The sequence below is a fragment of the Saccharothrix sp. NBAS 001 genome, from assembly GCF_056640475.1.
In genome coordinates this window covers 7,033,438-7,054,930 of record NZ_CM153251.1, presented here as the reverse complement: position 1 = coordinate 7,054,930, position 21,493 = coordinate 7,033,438, and the positions used below count along the sequence as shown (strand labels likewise).

Annotated in this window: 21 protein-coding genes and 1 pseudogene; 11 read left to right on the top strand and 11 right to left on the bottom strand. The window is 73.9% G+C overall.

The genetic code is table 11. From position 1 onward, the window contains the following. Positions 1-6: 6 nt before the first annotated feature. Positions 7-1,770 (bottom strand): acetyl/propionyl/methylcrotonyl-CoA carboxylase subunit alpha, encoded by a 1,764-nt coding sequence (locus AC0HI0_RS30415; protein WP_480926933.1) that lies wholly within the window; start codon positions 1,768-1,770, stop codon positions 7-9. Between the two features lie 116 nt (positions 1,771-1,886). Between AC0HI0_RS30415 and AC0HI0_RS30410 the strand changes: the two genes are divergently transcribed. Beyond that, a complete protein-coding gene (locus AC0HI0_RS30410) occupies positions 1,887-2,558 on the top strand; it encodes a hypothetical protein (protein WP_480926932.1) in 672 nt (223 codons plus the stop codon). Positions 2,559-3,204: 646 nt separating this feature from the next. Here AC0HI0_RS30410 and AC0HI0_RS30405 read toward each other — a convergent pair. Together AC0HI0_RS30405 and AC0HI0_RS30400 are read right to left on the bottom strand one after the other, a co-directional pair. Continuing rightward, positions 3,205-4,542 (bottom strand): dicarboxylate/amino acid:cation symporter, encoded by a 1,338-nt coding sequence (locus AC0HI0_RS30405; RefSeq protein WP_480926931.1) that lies wholly within the window; start codon positions 4,540-4,542, stop codon positions 3,205-3,207. 177 nt (positions 4,543-4,719) lie between these two features. Beyond that, positions 4,720-5,325, bottom strand: a complete 606-nt coding sequence (locus AC0HI0_RS30400) for a Maf family protein (protein ID WP_480926930.1) — start codon at positions 5,323-5,325, stop codon at positions 4,720-4,722. A 94-nt stretch (positions 5,326-5,419) separates the two neighbouring features. Here AC0HI0_RS30400 and AC0HI0_RS30395 point away from each other — a divergent pair, with 94 nt between their 5' ends. Further along, positions 5,420-5,866 carry a hypothetical protein gene (locus AC0HI0_RS30395; RefSeq protein WP_480926929.1) on the top strand — a complete coding sequence of 149 codons (447 nt, stop codon included), beginning with the start codon at positions 5,420-5,422 and terminating at the stop codon, positions 5,864-5,866. Between the two features lie 73 nt (positions 5,867-5,939). Here AC0HI0_RS30395 and AC0HI0_RS30390 read toward each other — a convergent pair whose 3' ends face one another. After that, entirely contained in the window at positions 5,940-6,155 is a 216-nt protein-coding gene (locus AC0HI0_RS30390; RefSeq protein WP_480926928.1) for an acyl-CoA carboxylase subunit epsilon, read from the bottom strand. Beyond that, the gene (locus AC0HI0_RS30385; protein WP_480926927.1) at positions 6,152-7,783 is read right to left on the bottom strand and encodes an acyl-CoA carboxylase subunit beta; all 1,632 of its coding nucleotides are present in this window, start codon (positions 7,781-7,783) and stop codon (positions 6,152-6,154) included. Before AC0HI0_RS30385 ends, AC0HI0_RS30390 begins: the two co-directional genes overlap by 4 nt. 172 nt (positions 7,784-7,955) lie before the next feature. Between AC0HI0_RS30385 and AC0HI0_RS30380 the strand changes: the two genes are divergently transcribed. The 4 genes from AC0HI0_RS30380 to AC0HI0_RS30365 are packed head-to-tail and all read left to right on the top strand — an operon-like array spanning position 7,956 to position 10,769. Beyond that, entirely contained in the window at positions 7,956-8,738 is a 783-nt protein-coding gene (locus tag AC0HI0_RS30380; RefSeq protein WP_480926926.1) for a biotin--[acetyl-CoA-carboxylase] ligase, read from the top strand. A gap of 33 nt (positions 8,739-8,771) precedes the next feature. Continuing rightward, positions 8,772-9,302: a PH domain-containing protein gene (locus AC0HI0_RS30375; protein WP_480926925.1), complete on the top strand. Its 531-nt coding sequence runs from the start codon at positions 8,772-8,774 to the stop codon at positions 9,300-9,302. Beyond that, positions 9,289-10,218, top strand: a complete 930-nt coding sequence (locus AC0HI0_RS30370; protein WP_480926924.1) for a hydroxymethylglutaryl-CoA lyase — start codon at positions 9,289-9,291, stop codon at positions 10,216-10,218. The genes AC0HI0_RS30375 and AC0HI0_RS30370 overlap by 14 nt, the downstream gene beginning before the upstream one ends. Next, positions 10,215-10,769: an N-acetyltransferase family protein gene (locus AC0HI0_RS30365; protein ID WP_480926923.1), complete on the top strand. Its 555-nt coding sequence runs from the start codon at positions 10,215-10,217 to the stop codon at positions 10,767-10,769. Before AC0HI0_RS30370 ends, AC0HI0_RS30365 begins: the two co-directional genes overlap by 4 nt. Positions 10,770-10,795: 26 nt before the next feature. Here the strand turns inward: AC0HI0_RS30365 and AC0HI0_RS30360 are convergent, their stop codons facing one another. Further along, the gene (locus AC0HI0_RS30360) at positions 10,796-11,206 is read right to left on the bottom strand and encodes a DUF6069 family protein (RefSeq protein WP_480926922.1); all 411 of its coding nucleotides are present in this window, start codon (positions 11,204-11,206) and stop codon (positions 10,796-10,798) included. Between the two features lie 240 nt (positions 11,207-11,446). Here AC0HI0_RS30360 and AC0HI0_RS30355 point away from each other — a divergent pair, with 240 nt between their 5' ends. From AC0HI0_RS30355 to AC0HI0_RS30340, 4 genes and pseudogenes are all read left to right on the top strand, one after another. Beyond that, a complete protein-coding gene (locus AC0HI0_RS30355; RefSeq protein WP_480926921.1) occupies positions 11,447-11,902 on the top strand; it encodes a YbaB/EbfC family nucleoid-associated protein in 456 nt (151 codons plus the stop codon). Beyond that, complete coding sequence (locus tag AC0HI0_RS30350; protein ID WP_480926920.1) at positions 11,899-12,207, top strand: WXG100 family type VII secretion target; 309 nt, start codon at positions 11,899-11,901, stop codon at positions 12,205-12,207. The genes AC0HI0_RS30355 and AC0HI0_RS30350 overlap by 4 nt, the downstream gene beginning before the upstream one ends. A gap of 16 nt (positions 12,208-12,223) precedes the next feature. Further along, positions 12,224-14,884 carry a TNT domain-containing protein gene (locus AC0HI0_RS30345; protein WP_480926919.1) on the top strand — a complete coding sequence of 887 codons (2,661 nt, stop codon included), beginning with the start codon at positions 12,224-12,226 and terminating at the stop codon, positions 14,882-14,884. After that, a pseudogene (locus AC0HI0_RS30340) lies at positions 14,881-15,129 on the top strand (hypothetical protein); the annotation flags it as partial. The gene AC0HI0_RS30345 and the pseudogene AC0HI0_RS30340, both read left to right, overlap by 4 nt. A gap of 118 nt (positions 15,130-15,247) precedes the next feature. Here the strand turns inward: AC0HI0_RS30340 and AC0HI0_RS30335 are convergent. Together AC0HI0_RS30335 and AC0HI0_RS30330 are read right to left on the bottom strand one after the other, a co-directional pair. Then, the gene (locus tag AC0HI0_RS30335) at positions 15,248-16,522 is read right to left on the bottom strand and encodes a sensor histidine kinase (RefSeq protein WP_480926918.1); all 1,275 of its coding nucleotides are present in this window, start codon (positions 16,520-16,522) and stop codon (positions 15,248-15,250) included. 1 nt (position 16,523) lies between these two features. Then, complete coding sequence (locus tag AC0HI0_RS30330) at positions 16,524-17,189, bottom strand: response regulator transcription factor (protein WP_480934424.1); 666 nt, start codon at positions 17,187-17,189, stop codon at positions 16,524-16,526. A gap of 38 nt (positions 17,190-17,227) precedes the next feature. On the opposite strand from AC0HI0_RS30330, the gene hisN reads away from it, so the two are divergent. After that, entirely contained in the window at positions 17,228-18,004 is a 777-nt protein-coding gene (gene hisN / locus AC0HI0_RS30325; protein WP_480926917.1) for a histidinol-phosphatase, read from the top strand. A 33-nt stretch (positions 18,005-18,037) separates the two neighbouring features. On the opposite strand, the gene AC0HI0_RS30320 is transcribed toward hisN, so the two are convergent. The 3 genes from AC0HI0_RS30320 to AC0HI0_RS30310 are packed head-to-tail and all read right to left on the bottom strand — an operon-like array spanning position 18,038 to position 21,465. Further along, positions 18,038-18,583: a GtrA family protein gene (locus AC0HI0_RS30320; protein ID WP_480926916.1), complete on the bottom strand. Its 546-nt coding sequence runs from the start codon at positions 18,581-18,583 to the stop codon at positions 18,038-18,040. 36 nt (positions 18,584-18,619) lie between these two features. After that, positions 18,620-19,138 (bottom strand): GtrA family protein, encoded by a 519-nt coding sequence (locus AC0HI0_RS30315; RefSeq protein WP_480934423.1) that lies wholly within the window; start codon positions 19,136-19,138, stop codon positions 18,620-18,622. 35 nt (positions 19,139-19,173) lie between these two features. Further along, positions 19,174-21,465: a sigma-70 family RNA polymerase sigma factor gene (locus AC0HI0_RS30310; RefSeq protein WP_480926915.1), complete on the bottom strand. Its 2,292-nt coding sequence runs from the start codon at positions 21,463-21,465 to the stop codon at positions 19,174-19,176. Positions 21,466-21,493: the final 28 nt, after the last annotated feature.

Here is a 21,493-nt window from a genome sequence, read left to right as displayed (position 1 = left end):
TCGAGCTTATTCCTTGATTTCGCAGAGGACGGTGCCCTGGGTGACGGTCGTGCCCGGTTCGGCGGAGAGCCCGGTCACGGTGCCCGCCCGGTGCGCGGTCACCGGGTTCTCCATCTTCATGGCCTCCAGCACGACGATCAGCTCGCCCGCCTCGACCTGCTGCCCGTCCTCCACCGCGACCTTGACGATCGTGCCCTGCATGGGCGCGGCCACCGCGTCGCCGGACACCGCCGCGCCGCCCGTGCCGCCACCGCGCTTGCGCGGCTTGGCCTTCGCGCCCGCCTTCGGGGCGGCCGAGCCGACCGCCAGGTCACCGGGCAGCGACACCTCCAGCCGCCGGCCGCCGACCTCGACCACCACGGTCTGCCGAGGCTCGTCCTCGCTCGCCTCCGCGCCGCCGGCGAACGGCTCGACGGTGTTGTCGAACTCGGTCTCGATCCACCGGGTGTGCACGGTGAACCCCTCGTCGGTGCCCACGAACGCCGGGTCGCGGACGATCAGGCGGTGGAACGGCAGGACCGTCGCCATGCCGTCCACGACCATCTCGTCGAGCGCGCGCCGCGCCCGCTCCAGCGCCTGGGTGCGGTCCTCGCCGGTGACGATCAGCTTGGCCAGCAGCGAGTCGAACTGGCCGCCGATCACCGTGCCGCTCTCCACGCCCGCGTCCACCCGGACACCGGGACCGGTCGGTGCGGCGAACGCGGTGACCGTGCCGGGCGCGGGCAGGAAGCCCCGGCCCGCGTCCTCGCCGTTGATGCGGAACTCGATCGAGTGACCGCGCGGGGTCGGGTCCTCGGTGAACCGCAGCGGCTCGCCGGCCGCGATCCGGAACTGCTCGCGCACCAGGTCGAGGCCCGAGGTCTCCTCGCTGACCGGGTGCTCCACCTGGAGGCGGGTGTTGACCTCCAGGAACGAGATGGTGCCGTCCACCGCGACCAGGTACTCGACCGTGCCCGCGCCGTGGTAGCCGGCCTCCTTGCAGATGGCCCGCGCCGACGTGTGGATGGACGCGCGCTGCTCGTCGGTGAGGAACGGCGCGGGGGCCTCCTCGACCAGCTTCTGGTGCCGGCGCTGCAGCGAGCAGTCGCGGGTGCCGACCACGATCACGTTGCCGTGCTGGTCGGCGAGCACCTGGGCCTCGACGTGCCGGGGCTTGTCCAGGTAGCGCTCCACGAAGCACTCGCCGCGCCCGAACGCGGTGACCGCCTCGCGCACCGCGCTGTCGAACAGCTCGGGGATCTCCTCCAGCGTGCGGGCGACCTTCAGCCCGCGCCCGCCGCCGCCGAACGCCGCCTTGATCGCCACCGGCAGGCCGTGCTCCCGGGCGAACGCGACGATCTCGTCCGGCCCGGACACCGGGTCCTTGGTGCCGGGCACCAGCGGCGCGCCCGCGCGCATCGCGATGTGCCGCGCGGTCACCTTGTCGCCCAGGTCGCGGATCGCCTGCGGGGTCGGCCCGATCCAGGTCAGGCCCGCGCTCAGCACCGCCTGCGCGAAGTCGGCGTTCTCGGACAGGAACCCGTAGCCGGGGTGCACCGAGTCCGCGCCCGCGCGCTTGGCCACGTCCAGGAGCTTGTCGACGGAGAGGTAGGTGTCACCCGGCGTGCTGCCGCCGAGCGCGAACGCCTCGTCCGCGAGCCGGACGAACGGGGCGTCCCGGTCGGGGTCGGCGTAGACGGCGACACTGGCCAGACCAGCGTCTTCGCAGGCGCGGATGACCCGGACGGCGATCTCCCCGCGGTTGGCGACGAGGACCTTGCGCAGCGACACGACGTCCTACCTCCTGGCAACGCTGGTGCGGAGTGGCAATGGACGGGGAGTTTAGTGACTCGCCAGTAAGTCGTGATGGAGAGACAGCTCACGTGCGGGTGGAACAATCGGCGACCGTGACCCGACCACCGGTAGCCGCGCTGCTCGTGGCCTGCCTGGCGGTGGCCACGACCGCGGCGGGAATGGTCTTCGCCTGGTCGCTGCGCCCGTCCGCGCCGGCCGCCCCGACCACCGGTCCGAGCGTGGACGACCTGAGGTGCGGGACGGTCGCGTGCCAGCCGGTCGTGCGCGCGGACGTGGGCAAGGACACCGTGGAGGTGCTGTTCGGCCAGGGCGTCGGCCGGATCCGCACGAACGGGGCGTCCGGGCGCAACATCTTCGAGCTGACCATCGCCGAGTCCGGTGCCGCGATCACGGCGGATTCGCTGGAGTGCCGGGACGCGGTGGTGTCGGTGTGCCTGGTGAGCGGGGCGGTGGGCGGCGAGATGCGCGGCGAGCTGCTGGTGCGGCGCAGCGGCGCGTGGTCGCGGGCGCAACTGCCTTACGTGGCCAGCGGCGGGTATTTGGGGCTTGAGGACGTGAACGCCGACGGGGTGGACGACGTGGTGGCGGTACAGCGGGCGTGTGGCCCGGGAGTGGACTGCTCACGTCGCTTCGCGCAGGTGTTCTCGCTGGTGGGAGCCAAGACCGAACTGGGCTGCACGACCGTGGTGGCCGACCAGGGCCTCCTGCCGGGCTGGCCCGACGTCACCCCGGCACCCGCCCAACTCCACCCGTGCGGAGCCTGACCCACCCGGCCGCGCCTTGGGAGCCGTCGGCCCGTCCCCGGATCGGACCGGTCCGTTTCCACCACTCGTTGCCGACGCCCCCGCTGCTCGGCCGCTCGCTTCCTGACGCGCGTGCTGCTGGAAGGTGCCCGCCCGGGCCGCCGGTGCCAGCCGAAAGCCGCTGCTGCCTGACCCGCTGTTTGTCCGATCCGCAGACCCGCCGACCTGGTCAACCTGCTGTCTGCCTGACTTGCTGTCCGACCCGGCTGGCCTGTCCGACCTGCTTGCCTGCCCGACCCTCCGCAGCCAGTCCGATCCGCGTCGGTCGTCTGGCCTGCTGGTTGCCCGACTCGTCGGTCGTTTGGCCCGCCCTGCCTGCCGTCCGACTCGCCGGCCGGACACCGATACCTGCCCGATTCGCCGGCAGAACGCCGCCGCCGGTCCGCACCGCCGGTCATCCGCCCCCGCCGGCCCCGGTCCGCTGCCTGCCGGACTCGCTGCCTGCCGGACTCGCCGGTCGAACAGTCGCTCGCGCGTGATTGTCGGTACCCGGTGGGATAATGATCATCGGGGGCCGGAGGCCAACGCGACTCGGCCCGAGATCCCCGGTCGGGAGCCTCGGGCCGAGTGGTGAGCAGATCAGGCCGCGCTGGTCAGTCCGCGCTGGTCAGGCGGGGCTGATGCGGCCGGTCGCGACGGGCTCGCGCGGGCCGGTGAGCAGCGGCGGCTCGCTGGGGGCGTTGAGCACCTCGTCGTCCAGGATGCCCTCCGAGCGCGCGACCAGCACCGGCACCGTGATCTGGCCCGCCACGTTGGTCGCGGTGCGGATCATGTCCAGGATCGGGTCGATCGCGTAGACCACGGCCACACCGGTCGCGATCACCTCGGGCGGCATGTTCACCGCGCCCAGGGTCAAGGTCAGCATGGTGAACCAGCCGGTCGTGCCCGCCGTCGCCAGCGCGCCGAACACCGCCACCGCCACGATCGCCACGTACTGCCACAGACCCAGTTCGACGCCGAACAGGTTCGCGATGAACACCGTGGCGATCGCCGGGTACACGGCCGCGCAACCGTCCATCTTCGTGGTCGTGCCCAGCGGCACCGCGAAGGACGCGTAGTCGTCGTCCACGCCGAGGTTCGCGGCGGTCTGCCGGCTCAGCGGCAGGGTCGCGCCCGACGAGCGGGACACGAACGCGAACTGGATCGCCGTCCACGCCTTCGAGAAGAACGTCAGCGGGTTGACCTTGCCGACGAACCGCAGCAGCACCGGGTACACCACGAACAGCACCAGCAGCGTGCCGCCGTACACGGTCGCGATCAGGCTGAACAGGGGCTGCACGAACGAGTTGCCGTAGGTCGCGAACGCGGTCCCGATCAGGCCGAACACGCCGAGCGGGGCGAGCAGCACGATCCAGCCGACGATCTTCTGCACCAGGTCGAACGCCGACTTGGTGAACGTCACGAACGGGGTGGCCTTCTCGCCCAGCGCGTACGCGGCGAAGCCGACCAGGATCGCGATGAACACGACCTGGAGCACCTCGCCCTCGGTGAAGGCGCTGAAGATGTTGGACGGCACCAGGGTGTCGAGCAGGTTGCTCCACGAGCCGCCCTCACGGGTGGACAAGCGCTTGAGCGCCGCCTCTGTCGGTGTCACCTGGACACCTGTGCCGGGCTTGAAGATCAGCGCGATCGCCAGGCCGATGAGCACGGCGATCAGCGAGGTGATCGCGAACCAGAGCAGCGTCTTGCCGCCCAGGCGCGCGGCCCGCGCACCGCCGAGCCGGCGCAGGCTGGTGATGCCCACGACGATCGCGGTGAACACCAGCGGGATGACGGTGAACTGGAGCAGGCTGGTGAACGTGCCGCCGATCTTGCCCAGCGTGGTGGTCAGCCAGGCGAGTCCGGCGGACTTGGCGAGCCAGCCCGCGAGCGCGCCCAGCACGAGCGCGACGAGCACGGTGAGGCCGAAGACCTTCGGCTTGGTGTAGGTGCGGACGAACGACATGTCGGGGCTCCGGGGGTGCGCAGGGCAGGACGGGGGGACGGCGGTCAGCCGCGACAGCCCGTGTTCGTCCTGCGCCCGAAGTCGATGTGACGGCGGCGCGTCAGCAATTCGTTCATCGGCTCCCCCAACGCCATACCTCAGGGGGAGCTTCCCGGATCAGGGCAAATGTGACAACGGCTACCAGATGTCGGACATCGCGACGCCGACCAGGCCGAGCAGCCGGCGGGTGAGCGGCAGGCTGATGCCGATCACGCTGGACGGGTCGCCGTCGATGCCGTCCACGAACCAGCCACCGCGCCCGTCCAGGGTGAACGCCCCGGCGACGCCCAGCGGCTCGCCGGAGGCCAGGTACGCCTCCAGCTCGGCCCGCGACGGCGTGCCGAACCGGACGACGGTCGCCTCGTGGTCGGCGGCGCGTTCGGAGATCCGCCCGTCGACCACGCGCAGCACGGCGTGCCCGGTCAGCAGGGTGCCGGACCGGCCGGCCATCCGCCGCCACCGCTCACGCGCCACCTCGACCGTGCCGGGCTTGCCCTCGACGTCGCCGTCCGGGGTGAGCAGCATCGAGTCGCAGCCGACGACCACGGCGTCGCGCTCGTCGCCCGCGATCGCCTCGGCCTTGGCCACCGCCAGCGCGGTGACCAGCTCGGCGGGTTCGGGGTCGGGCAGCGCGGCGGCCACCGCGTCCTCGTCCACGCCGGACACCCGGACCACGGGTTCGACGCCGGCGTTGCGCAGCACGGTCAAGCGGGCGGGGGAAGCGGAAGCAAGCACGAATCGCACGTCGGGAACCCTAACGGCCCCGATCGGGAACGCTGCGGACACCGGGCGCGTCACACCCAGGGGTGATCCAGGGGTTCGGTGCGTAGAACTACCGATGCGCCCCGCGCGCGGGTTCGGCAACCTCGGAGATGTGTTGCAGCGCCGGGCTCTGGTGGTCCGCCGGACCGATCGGGCTCGTGGTCGGCGCCGGTGGTGGTGGATCGCGCCGCTCGCCCTGCTGGGCGGGCTGGCGACGGTCGTCGTGTCCACCGACCCGGTCGGCTACGGGGTCCCCCTCTGGCCGTTCGCGAACGGCTCCGACCAGGTCGAGTACCGGATCATGGACGCGGTGACCGACTCGGCACGCGCCCAGGGCGACCCCACGCGGGTGCCGTCGGCGGTGGCTGCGGACGGCGTCGAGGTGCTCGACACCCGCCTGCACCCGCCCGGCGGCGGGGTCTGGATGAGGGTGCGCCTGCACCTGCCGGACGGCACGCGCTGCCGCGAGGTCATGGTGCTCGGCGACGGCGTCCAGGTGAACAGCCGCCGCGTCGACTGCTGACCGCTTGCCCGGGTGTTCGGGGCGCGGTGGGGCGGGCGCGGTGGGGCGGGCGGTGCGTCGAGGCCGGGTCGGTTCAGCGCGGCAGGCCGGACGCGCGCCACGCGCCCGGACCGGGCGTCAACGCCGGCCGGACCAGCCGGGAGCGGTCGGACCAGGCCGAACGGCCGGTCGGCGCGTCGGTCCCGCCGCCGCCGGCGGTGGCCAGGCCCGCCACCACGGCGGTCAGCGCGGCCAGTTCCGCGTCGTCCGGGTTGCCCCGGACGACGCGCAGGTAAGGGCGTTCGCTCATAGTGGGATGTTCCCGTGCTTCTTGGGCGGCAGCACCTCGCGCTTGTCGCGGAGCATCGACAGCGCCCGCGCGACGTACGACCGCGTGTAAGAGGGTGGGATGACGGCGTCGACGTATCCGCGTTCCGCCGCGACGTAAGGGTTGCAGAGGGTGTCCTCGTACTCCTGCTGCAACTGCGCGCGCAGCGCGTCGACGTCCTGACCCTCGTTCACGGCGTTGGCCAGCGTCTTGCGGTGCACGATGTTCGCGGCACCCTGCGCGCCCATCACCGCGATCTGCGCGGTGGGCCACGCGAGGTTGACGTCCGCGCCGAGGTGCTTGGAGCCCATCACGTCGTACGCGCCGCCGTACGCCTTGCGGGTGATCACGGTGACCAGCGGGACGGTGGCCTCCGCGTAGGCGTAGATCAGCTTCGCGCCGCGCCGGATGATGCCGTTCCACTCCTGGTCGGTGCCCGGCAGGAAGCCCGGCACGTCCACGAAGGTCAGCACCGGCACGTTGAACGCGTCGCAGGTCCGCACGAACCGGGCGGCCTTCTCCGAGGCGTCGATGTCCAGGCAGCCCGCGAACTGGGTGGGCTGGTTGGCCACGATGCCCACCGAACGGCCGTCCACCCGGCCGAAGCCGATCAGGATGTTCGGCGCGAACAGCGGCTGGACCTCCAGGAACTCCCCGTCGTCCAGCACGCGGGTGAGCACCTCGTGCATGTCGTAGGGCTGGTTCGCGGAGTCCGGGATCAGCGTGTCGAGTTCGCGGTCCTCGTCGGTGACCGCGTCCTCGACGGTGCCGGTCACCAGGTCGTCGGCGGCCTCGAACACCGGGGCGTCGGACAGGTTGTTCGCCGGCAGGTGGGACAGCAGGTCCTTGACGTAGGCGACGGCGTCCTCCTCGTCGCCCGCGAGGTAGTGCGCGTTGCCGGACTTGGTGTTGTGCGTGCGCCCGCCGCCCAGCTCCTCGAAGCCCACGTCCTCGCCGGTGACGGTCTTGATCACGTCCGGGCCGGTGATGAACATGTGCGAGGTCTGGTCGACCATCACCACGAAGTCGGTCAGCGCCGGCGAGTACACGTGCCCGCCCGCGTTCGCGCCCATGATCAGCGAGATCTGCGGGACGACGCCGGACGCGGCCACGTTGCGGCGGAAGATCTCGCCGTACAGGCCGAGCGAGACGACGCCTTCCTGGATGCGCGCGCCGCCGCCCTCGTTGATCCCGACGATCGGCCGGCCGGTCTTGATCGCCAGGTCCATGACCTTGACGATCTTCTCGCCGTACACCTCGCCGAGCGAGCCGCCGAAGACCGTGACGTCCTGGCTGAACACGCACACCGGGCGGCCGTCGACGGTGCCGTAGCCGGCCACCACGCCGTCGCCGTAGGGGCGGTTGCGCTCCTGGCCGAAGTTGGTCGAGCGGTGCCGGGCCAGCGCGTCCAGCTCCACGAACGAGCCCGGGTCGAGCAGCAGGTCGATCCGCTCGCGCGCGGTCTTCTTGCCCTTGGCGTGCTGCTTCTCCACCATCCGCGCGGACCCGGCGTGCACGGCCTCGTCGTTGCGGCGGTACAGGTCGGCGAGCTTGCCGGCCGTGGTGTGGACGTCCGGCTCCTCGCCGATGGGGGCGGTCGCACTGCTCATGACCGGGCAGCTTAACCAGGATCACACCGCGAAGTGACCCGCGAGTAGCCCACCTCACCCCCGGGGGTTGACCTCCACCGCGCTGGAGGTTGCAGGCTTGATCACGCGACCCGCCCCACCTCCACACCGCTCCGACGAAGCGCGTGGGGCGGGTCGCTCCTACGCTCCAGGGGTGAGCACGCCACTGGACGCCGCAGACCTCCGCAGCCGCCTCGTCGGCCCCTACGGGCAGCTCGACGTGGTCGCCTCGACCGGCTCGACCAACGCCGACCTGCGCGGCACGACGCGCGACCGGACCGTCCTGATCGCCGAGGAGCAGACCGCGGGCCAGGGCCGGCGCGGCCGGGGCTGGGTCTCGCCGGGCGGCGGCCTCTACCTCAGCGTCCTGTTCGCGCCCGCCGACGTGCCGCCGAGCCGGCTGCCGTGGCTGACCCTGCTGGCCGGGGTCGCCCTGGTCCGCACCGCCGCGTCGGTGGGCGTCGAGGCGAACCTGAAGTGGCCCAACGACCTGCTGGTCGGGGACCGGAAGGCGGCCGGCGTGCTGGCCGAGATCACCCAGGACCACGCGGTCGTGGTCGGCATCGGGCTCAACGTCGCCGCGCTGCCGCCCGACGTCGAACCGGGTGTCGGCGGGCTCGCCCCGACCAGCCTCGAAGAACACGCCGGCGGCCCGCTCGACCGCGCCGCGGTCGCGGTCACCCTGCTCACCGGGCTGGACCGGCTGGAACGGCTGTGGCGCGACGCCGGCGGCGACCCGGTCGGCACCGGCCTGCTCGACGAGTACCGCGCGCACTGCGGCACGATCGGCCGGTCGGTCCGGGTGGAGCTGCCCGGCGGCGAGCTGGCCGGCACCGCCCGGTCCGTCGAGGCGGACGGCACGCTGGTGCTGCGCGACGACGCCGGCCGCGACCACGTGGTTTCCGCCGGGGACGTGGTGCACCTGCGGGTACGGTGAGAGCCGGCACCCGCGCCTGGCGAAAGGACCGTCGTGGCCTACCCGGACGACCTGCTCAGCCCCAGCGAGCACGTCGTGATCCACAAGCACCCGCACTGGAAGATGCTGCTCCTGCCGGTGCTGCTGTTCCTCGTCGTGATCGGGGCGGCGTCCGCGCTGGCGGCGTTCGCGTCCGATCTGTCCTGGGCGTCCGTCGCCTGGGTCGTCATCGCCGTCGTGGCGCTGGCCCTGGTCGCGTGGTTGACCTTGACCCCCGTGGTCCGGTGGCGCACCACGCACTTCATCATCACCAGCGACCGCGTGATGTACCGGGAGGGCGTGCTCAAGCGCACCGGCCTGGACATCCCGCTCACCCGCATCAACAGCGTGCGCTTCGAGCACAGCCTGCTCGACCGGGTCCTGGGCTGCGGCACGCTGATCATCGAGTCGGCGTCGGACGAGCCGCTGGAGTTCGACGACATCCCCGGCGTGGAGCAGGTGCACTCCATGCTCTACCGGGAGATCAACGACAACCCGGACGACGATTTCCAGCCGGAGAACAGGGTCAGCGATGGGCGCGCGTGAAGTCGGGTTGCCGGACCGGGTCGGCGGCGAGGGGCTGCCGGACCGCGTCACGATCTGGGAGGTCGGGCCGCGCGACGGTCTCCAGAACGAGGACGCGATCGTCCCGGTCGAGGTGAAGCTGGAGTTCCTGGACCGGCTCGCGGACGCCGGCGGCACGGTCCTGGAGGCGACCAGTTTCGTGCACCCGAAGTGGGTGCCGCAGCTGGCCGACGCGGAGGAGCTGCTGGCCGGCCTGGCGCGCCGGCCCGGCGTCGACTACCCGGTGCTGGTGCCCAACGAGCGCGGCCTCGACCGGGCGCTCAAGGCGGGCGTCTCGCACATCGCGATCTTCGCCAGCGCCACCGAGACTTTCGCCGACAAGAACCTCAACTCGACGCTGGACGACCAGTTCGGGATGTTCGAGCCGGTCGTGGCGCGCGCCAAGGCCGAGGGGCTCAAGGTCCGGGGTTACGTGTCGATGTGCTTCGGCGACCCGTGGGAAGGCGCGGTGCCGCGCGAACAGGTCGTCGGCGTCGGCAAGCGGCTGCTGGACATGGGGTGCGACCAGTTGTCGCTGGGCGACACCATCGGCGTCGCCACGCCCGGCCAGGTGACCGGGTTGATCAGCGGGTTCGACCGGGTCGACCAGTTGGCCGTGCACTTCCACGACACCTACGGGCAGGCGCTGGCCAACACCTACGCGGCGCTGCTGGCCGGCGTGCGGACGGTCGACTCGTCGGCCGGCGGCCTGGGCGGCTGCCCGTACGCCGAGTCCGCCACCGGCAACCTGGCCACCGAGGACCTGGTGTGGATGCTCGACGGCCTGGGCATCTCGCACGGCGTCGACCTGGACAAGCTGTGCGACACGAGCGCGTGGATGGCCGCGCGGCTGGGTCGGCCGAGCCCGTCGCGGGTGGTGCGGGCACTGCGGGGGTGAAGGTCGTCGAGCTGACCGCCGACACCTGGCCGTTGCTGGAGGAGCTGTTCGGCCCGAACGGCGCGCAGGCCGGGTGCTGGTGCACGTGGTTCTTGCAGGGCAGCGCGGAGATGCGCGCCAACGGGTCGGCGGGCAACCGGGCGCTGCTGCGCGGCCGGGTGGCCGCCGGCGACCCGCTCGGCCTGGTCGCGGTGGACGACCGGCCGGTCGGGTGGGTGGCCGTCGCGCCGCGCGCCTACTACCCGAGGCTCGCGCGCTCGCCGGTCGCGGCGGTGCCCGAGGTGCCCGCCGACGTGTGGTCGGTGACCTGCTTCTTCATCCACCGCACCGCGCGGCGGCGGGGCGTGGGCGCGGTGCTGCTGGAGCACGCCGTGCGGTTCGCCGCCGAGCGCGGGGCGTCGGCCGTCGAGGGGTACCCGGTGGACACGTCGGGCGGGAAGAAGACGTCCGGCGACCTCTACCACGGCACGCTCGGCATGTTCACCGACGCGGGCTTCGAGGTCGTGGAGCGCAAGGGGGCGAACCGGGCGCTGGTGCGCCGGCCGGCGTAGCGACCGGCGTCCACGCCGGGCGGTGGTCAGGCGGACAGGCGGCGGGCGACGGTCGGGATCACGATCGCGGCGGCGACCAGGTGGGTCAGCATCAGCAGCGCCTTCGTGGCCGTGGCCGCGTCCGTCAGCACGTCCGGGACCAGCGACAGCACGGTGAGCGCGACGGTGGTGCGCACGAACACCGCGCGCGGGCCGCGGACCGTGCGGGCCAGCACCAGGGCCAGGGCGAGGCCCACGGCGGAGAAGACGAGGGTCAGCACGGCGAACCCGGGCAACGGGATCGGCGCGCCGCCGACGGCCAGGCTGATCCCGGCCGCCTCACCCGCGCCGGCCACGGCCGTGGTCGCCGCCGCGGCGACGACCGCGGCGACCAGGCCGCCGCCGACCAGGGGCTTGACCGGGGTGGTGGCGTGCAGGGGAGCGGTGGTGGTGGACATCGTGACCTCCGGTGTGCCGACCGGCCCTCGCCGGTCTCTCACCCTGACGACGAACCGGTCCGCCGCCATTCGACACAGCCGGCGGAAATTCTCGGCCGGCCCGTGCCACCCGCCGGCGTAGCGGTCCGCGTGCGTTCGGTGAAATTGCCGGCGGACGGGCGGGAACCGGGTTCGCGGTCGTAACGTCCAACGCGCGACCGACGACCATGCCCGGCGACGGCGTAGACCGGAGGTGGCCGTGTGACGACCGATCACCGCGCCCAGGTTGACGAACTGCTGGCCGACTACCGCCGCAGCCGCGACCAACTCGCGTCCGTGCAGCGCGACCTGGCCGGCATCACCGCCTCGGCCACCAGCCCGGACGGCGCGGTCACCGCGACCGTCGACGCGCGCGGCGGCCTGGCGGACCTCGAACTCACCGACGCCGCGTACCGGCTGCGCCCGGACCGGCTGGCCCAGTTGGTGCTGCGGACCGCGCGGGAAGCGGCGGCCACCGCCGCGGAGCGCACCTACCGGACGTTGAGCCCGGTGCTGCCCGCCGGCACCGACCCCGAGGCCCTCGTGCGCGGCACGGCCGACCTGCGGCCGGACGAGATCGCGCCCCCGCCGCCCAAGCGCCCCCGCGTCGTCGAGGACGACGAGGACTTCGAACAGCGCGACTGGCTCAACGTCGAGACCACCGGGGGACCGAGATGACCGGGTTCGAGACCGACCTCGCCAAGCTCGACGCCGGGGCCGCCGACTTCGGCACGTTCGCCGAGCGGGCCGGGAAGGTCTTCGGCGACCTGGGCGGTGCGCTCGACGCCGTCGGCGCGTGCTGGGGCGAGGACGCCATCGGCCGGAGCTTCGCCTCCTCGCACGTGCGGCCGGCCTCGGACGCGCTGACCCGGCTCGGCGACCTCGGCGCGGGCTTCGGCGGCGTCGGGGACCGGTTCACCGAGACCGCCCGCACCTACCGCGCCGCCGAAGACGGCAACAGCGCCGCGTTCCGCGCGGTCTGACAAAGGGGCCACCGACATGGGGATCGAGCTGCCGGCGGAACTCGCCGAGGTCGCCGCCAGAGCCGGCGTCACCTGGCCGCAGGCCGACGAGGACAAGCTGCGCGCGTCCGCCGCCGCGTGGCGGGACGCGGGCGCGAAGCTCGGCACGCTGGCCGGCGAGTCGGACGGCGCGGCCGGCCGGGCGCTGTCCGCGATGACCGGCGCGACCGGCGAGGCGGCCCGCCGCCACTGGAACTCCTTCACCGCGCCGGACGGCCGGCTCGACGACGTGCTGCGCGGCTGCACCGCCGCCGCCGACCGGCTCGACCACGCCGCCCAGCAGGTGGGCGCGGCGAAGGTCGAGCTGGTGCGCGAACTGGTGAACCTGGCCAAGAACACCGACGCCGCCAACCAGGCCGCGACCGCCGGCCACCCGACCGCCCTGCTCGGGTTGGACGCGGTGCTCAAGGGCGCGACGGCGAACGTCACCCACCTCACGACCACGCTGACCGACGCGATCCGCCTGGACTCGGGCGTGCAGATCGGCGGCCCACCCCCGGTGAACGCCAACCCCGGCGTCCACGCCCCCGGTCACGGCGGCCTGCTGGACAACCTGCTCGGCGGCGGCCACCACGGCGGCGGCGACGGCGGTCCGGGCCACGGCGGCCAGGACAGCGGTGGCCAGGGCGGCGGTGGCCAGGGCGGTGGCGCTCCGGGGCAGTCCCCGGGTGGTCGCGGGCCGCTCGGCGGGCTGCTGGGCGACGTCCTCGGCGGTGGCCAGGACAGCGGTAACCAGGGCGGCCGCGGTCCGGACGGGCAAGGCGTTCCCGGCCAGGGCGTTCCCGGCCAGGGTGCTCCGGGGCAGGGCGGTGGTGGGCTGCTGGGCAACCTGCTCGGTGGCGGCCAGCAGGGCGGTGGCCTGGTCGGTGGTCTGGTGGACGCCGTCGTGCAGCCCGTCGCGGGGATCGTGGAGCCGGTGCTCGGCACGGTCGGCGATGTCGTGGACGGCGCGGTCGGCACCGTGGACCGCGCGGTCGACACCGTCGCGGACACCGTGGACCGCGCCGTGGACACGGTCGACCGCACGGTTCAGGGTGCCGTCGACAACCTGCCCGGTCGCGGTCACGAGGGCGGCCCCGGCCACGGTCCGGGCGACGGTCCCGGTGGCAACGGCCCCGGCAACGGCCCTGGTCCCGATCGCGGTCCCGGCCTGGTGAGCCAGGTGACCGCGCCGCTCACGGGCGGGGGTCCGGTGGACGTCGGGCCGGTCGCGGAACCGGTCGTGCGGGCCGCCGACACGGTCACCTCGTCCTCGGCGGCGGTCCTGGACCGCCCGGTGCTCCCGGTCGACGCGCACGCGCCGGCCCCGCAGCCGGCCGCTCCCGCCGCGAACTCCCCGCAGGCTCCCGGTTTCGGCGCGCCCGGCGGTGTCTCGTCCGGTCCGGTCGGCGGTGCGGCCGGTGGTCCGGTGACCGGTGCGCCGGCGGCTGCCACGTCGGCGGGTGCCGCCGCGCAGTCCCAGGCCGGCCAGCAGGCCGCAGGTCAGGCGCAGCAGGCCGGTGGCCAGCGCGCGGACCAGCGCGGACCGGCGCTCGCCAAGGACGGCGGCCAGCTCCCCGGCCAGTCCGGACAGGGCACGTCGGGTCAAGGCCAGTCGGGCAACCAGAGCGGTCAGGGCAACCAGGCCCAGGCCAAGGACGCGGGCCAGGCCGCCCAGGCGAAGGACGCCGCCGCGCCCAAGGACGCGGCGCAACCGGCGAAGGACGCCGGGGCCAAGTCGCGTGACGACGCCGCGCTCGGCTTCGCGGTGCTGCCGCTGGGCTCCGGTGGCCGCGACACGCTCGTGCGCGGTGGTCCGGGCGTCCCGCCCGGTGCGGTGCCCGGCCAGGGCTTCCCCGACGCGGGCACGGTCTCCGGCGGGCGCGGGTTCGCCTCCGGCGCGGGCTTCGGACCGCTGTCCGGCGTGCTCGGCTCCGGGGTGCTCGATTCGGGCAAGGGCTCGGCGGTCGTGCCGACCGAGGTGGTCGCGTCGCGGCGGGCCGGCCAGGACGCGGAGCCGTCCGACGAGTCGGTCGCGCTGTTCCTCACCCACATGTTCGCCGGCGGCGCGCTGCCGCCCGCCCAGTCCGCGCCCGCCCGGCAACTGCCCGCGCCGCCCGAGGACCAGGACTTCGCGCCCGGCCTCCGGTTCGAGCCGCAGGGCCACCCCGACGGGCACCTGGTCGACGCGTCCGCGCGGGTCCGGCCGAGGTCGGTGCCCGGTCCCGGCGCGGTGCCGGACGCCGCGCTGACCGAGGGCTACGACCCGCAGGCCGGGATGCACGAACGCGACTGGGACCGGCGGTTCCTGGTCCGCCTCGACCCGCCGGAGTACGCGTGGCCGCCCGCCGAGCTGTTCCCCGAGGGCGGGTACGAGGCCGGGCAGCCCGGCGTGCTCGCGGCCGGGGTGGAGCTGGACCGGTTCGGCGGTCCCGAGGGGCGGGTGCTGTCCGAGGCGGGCACGCCGTTCACGAGCCGTTCGCTGCCGCCGGCCGCGCTGGACGCCGGGTACCGCCGGTACCGGGTCGCGCGCGAGCTGCCGGTCTGGTTCACGCTGTCCGCCGAGTGGTTCGGGCAGGAGGGCGGCGGCGTGCGGTACCGGACGACGTACCCGGTGGCCGAGCTGGTCGCGCTGGGCTACCTGGAGGAGATCCGATGAACGCCGAGTCCATCCAGGGTTGGCTGCTGGCCGTCGGGGTGCCCGCGGAGGTCGTGTCGGTCGGGGCGGAGGCGGACAACGCCTGGTGCCTGGTCGCCGACCCCGAGGGCTTCGAGGTGTTCTGGCGCGAGCAGGGCAACCGCTACGACTGGGCCCGCTTCACCAGCGAGGACGTCGCCTGCCACTACCTGTTCGGCCGCCTGGTGTGGGCCCAGGTCGTGCGCGGCGCGGTGGGCCTGCTGCCCCAACCCGCAGCGGAACCGCCGACCCCGGTCGAGGCCGAGCCGGCGGCCGAGGAGCCGGCCACCGGGCCGGTGCCGGTCCAGGCCGCGCCGCAGCCGGCCGTGCCCGCGGGCGACGGGGCTAGCGGGGCGTGAGGTCGGAGCGCCAGGTCACGCCCACCACGTCGTCGGCCTTGGGCACCGGCAGGTAGACGGCGAAGGTCGCGGGCCGGGCGGTGGACAGCTCCAGCCGCCCGCCGTCCGCGTCCACCAGCGCCCGCGCCAGCGCCAGGCCGACACCGGTCGACCCGCCGCCGGACACGCCGCGCTCGAAGATGTGCCCGGCCAGTTCGTCGGGCACGCCCGCACCGCCGTCCGCGACCTCGACCACGACCGTGCCCTCGTCGCTGCGCGCGGACACCACGACCTGCCCTTCGCCGTGCCGCAGGGCGTTGTCCAACAACACCCCGATCGCCTCGCGCAGCCGCGCGGGGGTCGCCCGCGCCAACAAGCCTTCGGGAACCCGAACCCGGAGCGCCCGCCCGACGCTGCGCAACGGCTCCCGCCACTCCTCGGCGATCGCGGACAGCTCGACCCCGAGGTCCAGCGGCTCCGCGCCGACCGCGCGCGCCGCGCGGGCCGCCGCGAGCAGTTCGTTCAGCACCCCGGCCAGCCGCTCGGCCTGCTCCAGCGCCGCCCGCGCCTCGGCCGCCGTCTCCGGCTCCGGGTGCTCCGCCAACGCCTCCAGCCGCAGCTGCAACGCGGTCAGCCGGCTGCGCAGCTGGTGCGACACGTCGCCCACCAGCTCCCGTTCCCGCTGCACCAGCAGCGCCAACGCGCCCGCCGAGCGGTCCAGCGCCTCCGCGACCAGGTCCAGCTCGGGCACGCCGTGCCGCCGGTCGTCGCGCCGGAAATCGCCCGCGCCGAGCCGGGCCGCGCGCACCGCCACGTGCCGCAGCGGTTTGGCCAGCTTGCGCGCCGTCACGGTCGCCACCACGGTCCCGGTGCCCACCGACAGCACCACGAGCAGCACGACCAGCGCCGCCACCTGGTACTGCGAGGTCCGCATCGGCCCGGACGAGGTCTCCAGCCGCACGGTGCCCTGCTGCGCGATCGGCACCTCGACCGACAGCGGGTCCTCGCCCGGCGACACCCCGAACTCCTGGCGGCCGTCGGTGGAGGTGACCACGAGGTACCCGCCGTTGGGCACCCCGACCTCCACCGGCTCCAGGTCGATCGGCCCGCCGGAGGCGATCTGGTCGTCGATCAGCGCCGCGATGCGCTGCGCGCGGGCGGCGAGGTCGGTGCGCGCCCCGTCGTCCACCAGCCTCAGCGCGGCGTAGCCGAGCGGGATGCCGAGCACGAACCCGGTGACCGCGACGGCCAGCAGGATCGCCCGGAGGATGCGGCTGCGCACGTCAGTCGGCCGTGTTGAACCGGAAGCCGACGCCGCGCACGGTGGCGATCCGGCGCTCCATGGACCGCACGTCGCCGAGCTTGCGGCGCAGCCAGGACATGTGCATGTCGAGCGTCTTGCTGCTCTTGAGCTCCGGGTCGTTCCACACCTCGGAGAGGATCTCGTCGCGGTGCACCACCTGCCCGGCCCGCTGGATGAGCACCCGGAGCAGCTCGAACTCCTTGTTCGCCAGCTGCACCTCCTGCCCGTCCACGGTGACCCGGCGGGCCGCGAGGTCCATCCGCACGCCGTTGACCTCCAGCGTGCCGGGCGCGCGGCGGCGCAGCAGGGCCCGGATCCGGGCCATCAGCTCGGCCAGCCGGAACGGTTTGGCGACGTAGTCGTCGGCACCCGCGTCCAGCCCGACCACGAAGTCCACCTCGTCGGACCGGGCGGTCAGCATCAGGACCGGGATGCCGCGACCGCCCGCGCGCAGCCGGCGGCACACCTCCAGGCCGTCCATCCCGGGCAACCCCAGGTCGAGCACCAGCAGGTCGATTCCCCCGTGCGCGGTCGCCTCCAACGCGCCGGGGCCGTCGCCGACCACCTGCACCTGGTACCCCTCCCGCTGCAACGCGCGGGAGAGGGGCTCCGCGATCGCCGGATCGTCCTCGGCCAACAAGACCACGCTCACGACACCCAGCGTAGGCGTGGCACGATCCCCGCGTGTCCACCGATCTGACGCTGGCCCTGCGACTGGCCGACGCCGCCGACGCCATCACCACCGCCCGGTTCCGCGCCGGCGACCTCGTGGTGGCGCGCAAGCCCGACCGCACCCCCGTGACCGACGCCGACGTGGCCGTCGAGGACGCGATCCGCGAGGTCCTGGCGGCCACCGGCGACCAGGTCGCGGGCGAGGAGCGCGGCGGCGTGGTGGGCGCGGGCCGGACGTGGGTCGTGGACCCGATCGACGGCACCAAGAACTTCCTGCGCGGCGTGCCGGTGTGGGCCACCCTGATCGCCCTGGTGGTGGACGGGACGCCGCAGGTCGGCGTGGTCAGCGCGCCCGCGCTGGGCCGCCGCTGGTGGGCCGCAGCCGGGCAGGGCGCGTTCACCCGGGACGCGACCGGGCAGCGGCGGATCTCCGTCTCCGGGGTGGCCGACCTGGCGGACGCCTACCTGTCCACCACGCACCTCGGGTCGTGGGTGGAGCACCACTCGCGGGAGGCGTACCTGCGGCTGGCGGACGCGTGCTGGGAGAACCGGGCCTTCGGCGACTTCTGGCAGCACTGCCTGGTGGCCGAGGGCGGCATCGACCTCGCGGCCGAGCCGGTGGTGAACCCGTGGGACGTCGCGCCGTTCCAGGTGCTGGTGCGCGAGGCGGGCGGCCGGTTCAGCGACCTGTCCGGGGTGGACCGGTTCGACGGCGGGAACGCGCTGTCCTCCAACGGCCTGCTGCACGACGCCGCGCTGGGCCTGCTCGGCACCGGCGACCCCGCCTGATCCCGACCCCGCCTGATCCCGAATGGGCGCGGGTCAGGAGTGGCCGAGGCTCTCGTCCTCGGCCGAGTCGTAGGCGCGCTTGGTGCGGGGCCGGGCGTCGGCCTCCGGGAAGACCCACTTCTTGTAGCCGTACCAGCGGAACGCCATCGCGATCAGGGTGCCGATGATCTGCGCGCTCACGAAGTCGGCGATCTCCTCGCCGATCCGGCCGATGTGCGGCTCCTGCAGGTGCAGCAGGTAGCGCGACACCCACAGCGGCAGCGAGTTGAGCGCGATGCCCAGGCCGTTGACCAGGAAGAACAGCGCCGCTTCGTGGTGGCGCTCCCGCCCGCCGCGGGTCTTGAACGACCACTCGCGGTTGAGCACGTAGGACACGATCGTGGCCACCAGGGTCGCCACGATCTTCGCCGTCACCGGCTTCTCGGCCAGCACGGTCGTCTTGAGCACCAGGAAGATGACGGTGTCGATCACGAAGCACGTGCCGCCGACCACCGCGAACTTCAGCAGTTCTCTGTGCTTGAGCGCCAGCGATCGCAGCGGCTCGGGCAGGCGGCGGACGACGTTCTCGACTACGGACACCCGGACGAGTGTACGGAGAACGGGCGGACGCGCTGCTCAGGCCACGTCGCGCTGGTCGTCCGAGACGACCCGCAGGGGGCGCACGTCCGGGCGCGCGTCGGCCTCCGGGAACACGAACTTGCGCATCGCCCAGTACTTGAACGCGGTCGCCAGCAGCATGCCGATGACCGATCCGCTGATGAAGTCGGCGAGTTCGCTGTGCAGGTCGAGGAAGTGCCGCGACACGGTCAGCGGCGCCAGGTTCACGCCGATGCCGATCCCGCTGACCACGAAGAACAGCGCGGCCTCGTGGTGCCGCTCACGACCGCCCCGGGTGTGGAACGACCACTCGCGGCTGAGCACGTAGGACGAGATCACCGCCACCAGCACGGCGATCGCCTTCGCGGTGACCACCTTGTCCTGGAGCACGGTCAGCTTCAGGGCGTACCAGATGCCGTTGTCGATCAGGAAGGTCGTGCCGCCGACGACGGCGAACCTGATCAGCTCCCGGTGCTTGTTGACCAGGAATCGCACGGGCTCGGGAAGGCGGCTGAAGATCCTGCGCACGAGTGGCAGCACCGGGGCAGCCTACCGACGCCGGCCGGGACCGATCACCGAGGGGGCCGGCAGAACCCCGGCGGCAGCAGGTCTCCCAGGCCAGGCGGCCACCACGGCGGAACCGGGACGCACGGGGGTTCGGTGCGCGGCGGCGGTGGCGTCGTGGTCGGCGGCTCGGTGACCGGCGGTGGCGTCGTGGTCACCGGGGGTACCGGCGTCTCGGTGGGCGGAGTGGTGGGCGCGGGCGTCGTCGGCTGCTCCGGCGGGGTGGTCCCGGCGGGCGGCTCGGTGCCGGGCGCGGTCGAGGTCGTCACGGGCGGTGCCGTGGTCGTCGTCGTGGTGGCCGGTGGCTCGGTGGTGGGCTCGCCGGGCTGCCCGACGGGCGGTTCGGGCGTCGGGTCGTCGTCGTGGCCCGGGTGCTGCCACACCGGGATGCTCACCGACTTCGAGGCCGAGCCGAGGGTGGCCGTGACGTTCACGTGCCCGCCCCGGTAAGGCAGGCCGAACGCCCACACGGACAGCCGGAACGACTCGCCGCGCTCCAGCCGCCGCTCGCACACGATCCGCTGCCGGTCGCGCTCGCAGTCCGGCCGCAGGGCGACCAGCGCGATGTCGCGGTCGGTGTCGACCACGAGCCGCAGCGTCCCGGCGCGGCCACCGGTGTTGGTGGCCTTGATGTCGATCCGGGGCTCCCAGAACCCGTGGTGCCACTTGTGGGCCTGGAGGTCCAGGCCGTCGTCGACGGGCTGGATGGCGACCTGCACCCGGATGCCGACGGAGATCGTGGTGCCGGCCGAGACCGTGCCGGTGATCGTGCCGCCCACGGCGTCGTCGGTGGCGCGCAACCGGAACAGAAAGGTGGCGGACCCGCCGGGCGCGATGCCCTGGGTCGTCGCGCAGGTGATCTCGCCCTCGCCGGCCGGGCACGACACGGTCTGGTCGGCCGCGCCGTCGAGCCGGACCAGCCGCCCGCCGGCCAGCCGGTCGGCCGGGCCCACCGACCGCACGCCGGGCGGCAGGACCAGGGCCGCACTCGCGGGCTGCGACGTCGTGCCGCCGGTGTTGCGCACGGTGATCGGCAGGTCGACCGGTGCCGAGCCGGGCGTGAGCGTGAACCCGCTGGGCACGGTCGGCACCAGGACCGCCGGCGCGGGCTGCGGTTCGGGCTCCGGCTGGGGCTGGGGTTCCGGCTGCGGTTGCGGTTGCGGCTGGGGTTCCGGGGTGGGCGCCGGGGTCTGCGCCGGCGGCGCGGGCGTCTCGGGCGCGGGTGGCGGCGGTTCCTCGGGGGCCGGTGGCGGCGGGGCCGGGGTCTGCGCCGGCGGCGGTGGCTGGGGCGGTTGCGCCTGGCTGGTCGTGGGCACCGGCGAGGTCTGGGCGACGGGCACCTCGTTCTCGCCGCCGGAGGCCAGCCCGACCGCCACGGCGATGGCCAGCGCCGCCGCCGAGGCCGCCACGCCGAACAGCTGCCGGGGCGCGGAACCGGCCGCACCGGCCGCGCCACCCGCGCCGGCGCCCACCGCGACCACCGCGGCGGCCTTGGCGGTGGTCGCGGTCGCGGCCAGGTAGCCGCCCGCGCCCAGCCCGAGCACCAGGGGTGCGACGAACGCGCGCAGCGCGCCGTTGACGTCGGCGAGTTCGGCGGCCAGGCCGCGGCAGTCGGCGCACTCGTCCAGGTGCGCCTCGACCTGCGTGGTCTCCCGCTTGGACAGGCCGCCCCGGGTCCACGCGCCCAGCCGGTCCACGGTGGCGCGGCAGCGCTCGGCCTGGGTCTCGGCCAGGTGCACCTGGAGGTAGGCCTGCTTGAGCCCTTCCCGGGCGCGGTAGGCCAGGGCGGACACGCCGTTGGCGGTCAGCCCGAGCAGCGGCGCGACCTCGGCGGGGGACTGGCCCTCGATCTCGGTGTGCCACAGGACGGTCTGCCAGCGCTCGGGCAGCCGGGCGAACGCCTTCGCGGCCAGCGACCGCTCCAGGCCGGCCACGGCGGTGTCCCGGAAGGGCACGGAGGTCGCCTCGGGGGCGGCTTCGGCCACGTCCTCGACGTGGTCGAGCTTCTTGTCCTTGCGGGTCTTGTCGTAGGCGGTGTGCCGCAGCGCGGTGAGCAGGTAGGCGCGGAACGCCGAGTCCGGGCCGCGCCCGGCGCGCAGGGTGTCGAGCACCTTCGCGAACGCGTCCGAGACCAGGTCGTCGGCCTCGGCGGCGGAGCGGGCGAGTTGGCGGGCCAGGTTGTACGCCGCGCTCACGTGGCGCTCGTAGAGCTGCCCGTAGGCGTCGATCGCCCCGCCGCGCACGGAGTCGATCAGCTCCGCGTCGCTCGGTCCCTGGACATCAGCAGGAACGGTCGCCACGTGTTTTCCCTCCCTCGCGCGCTCAGTG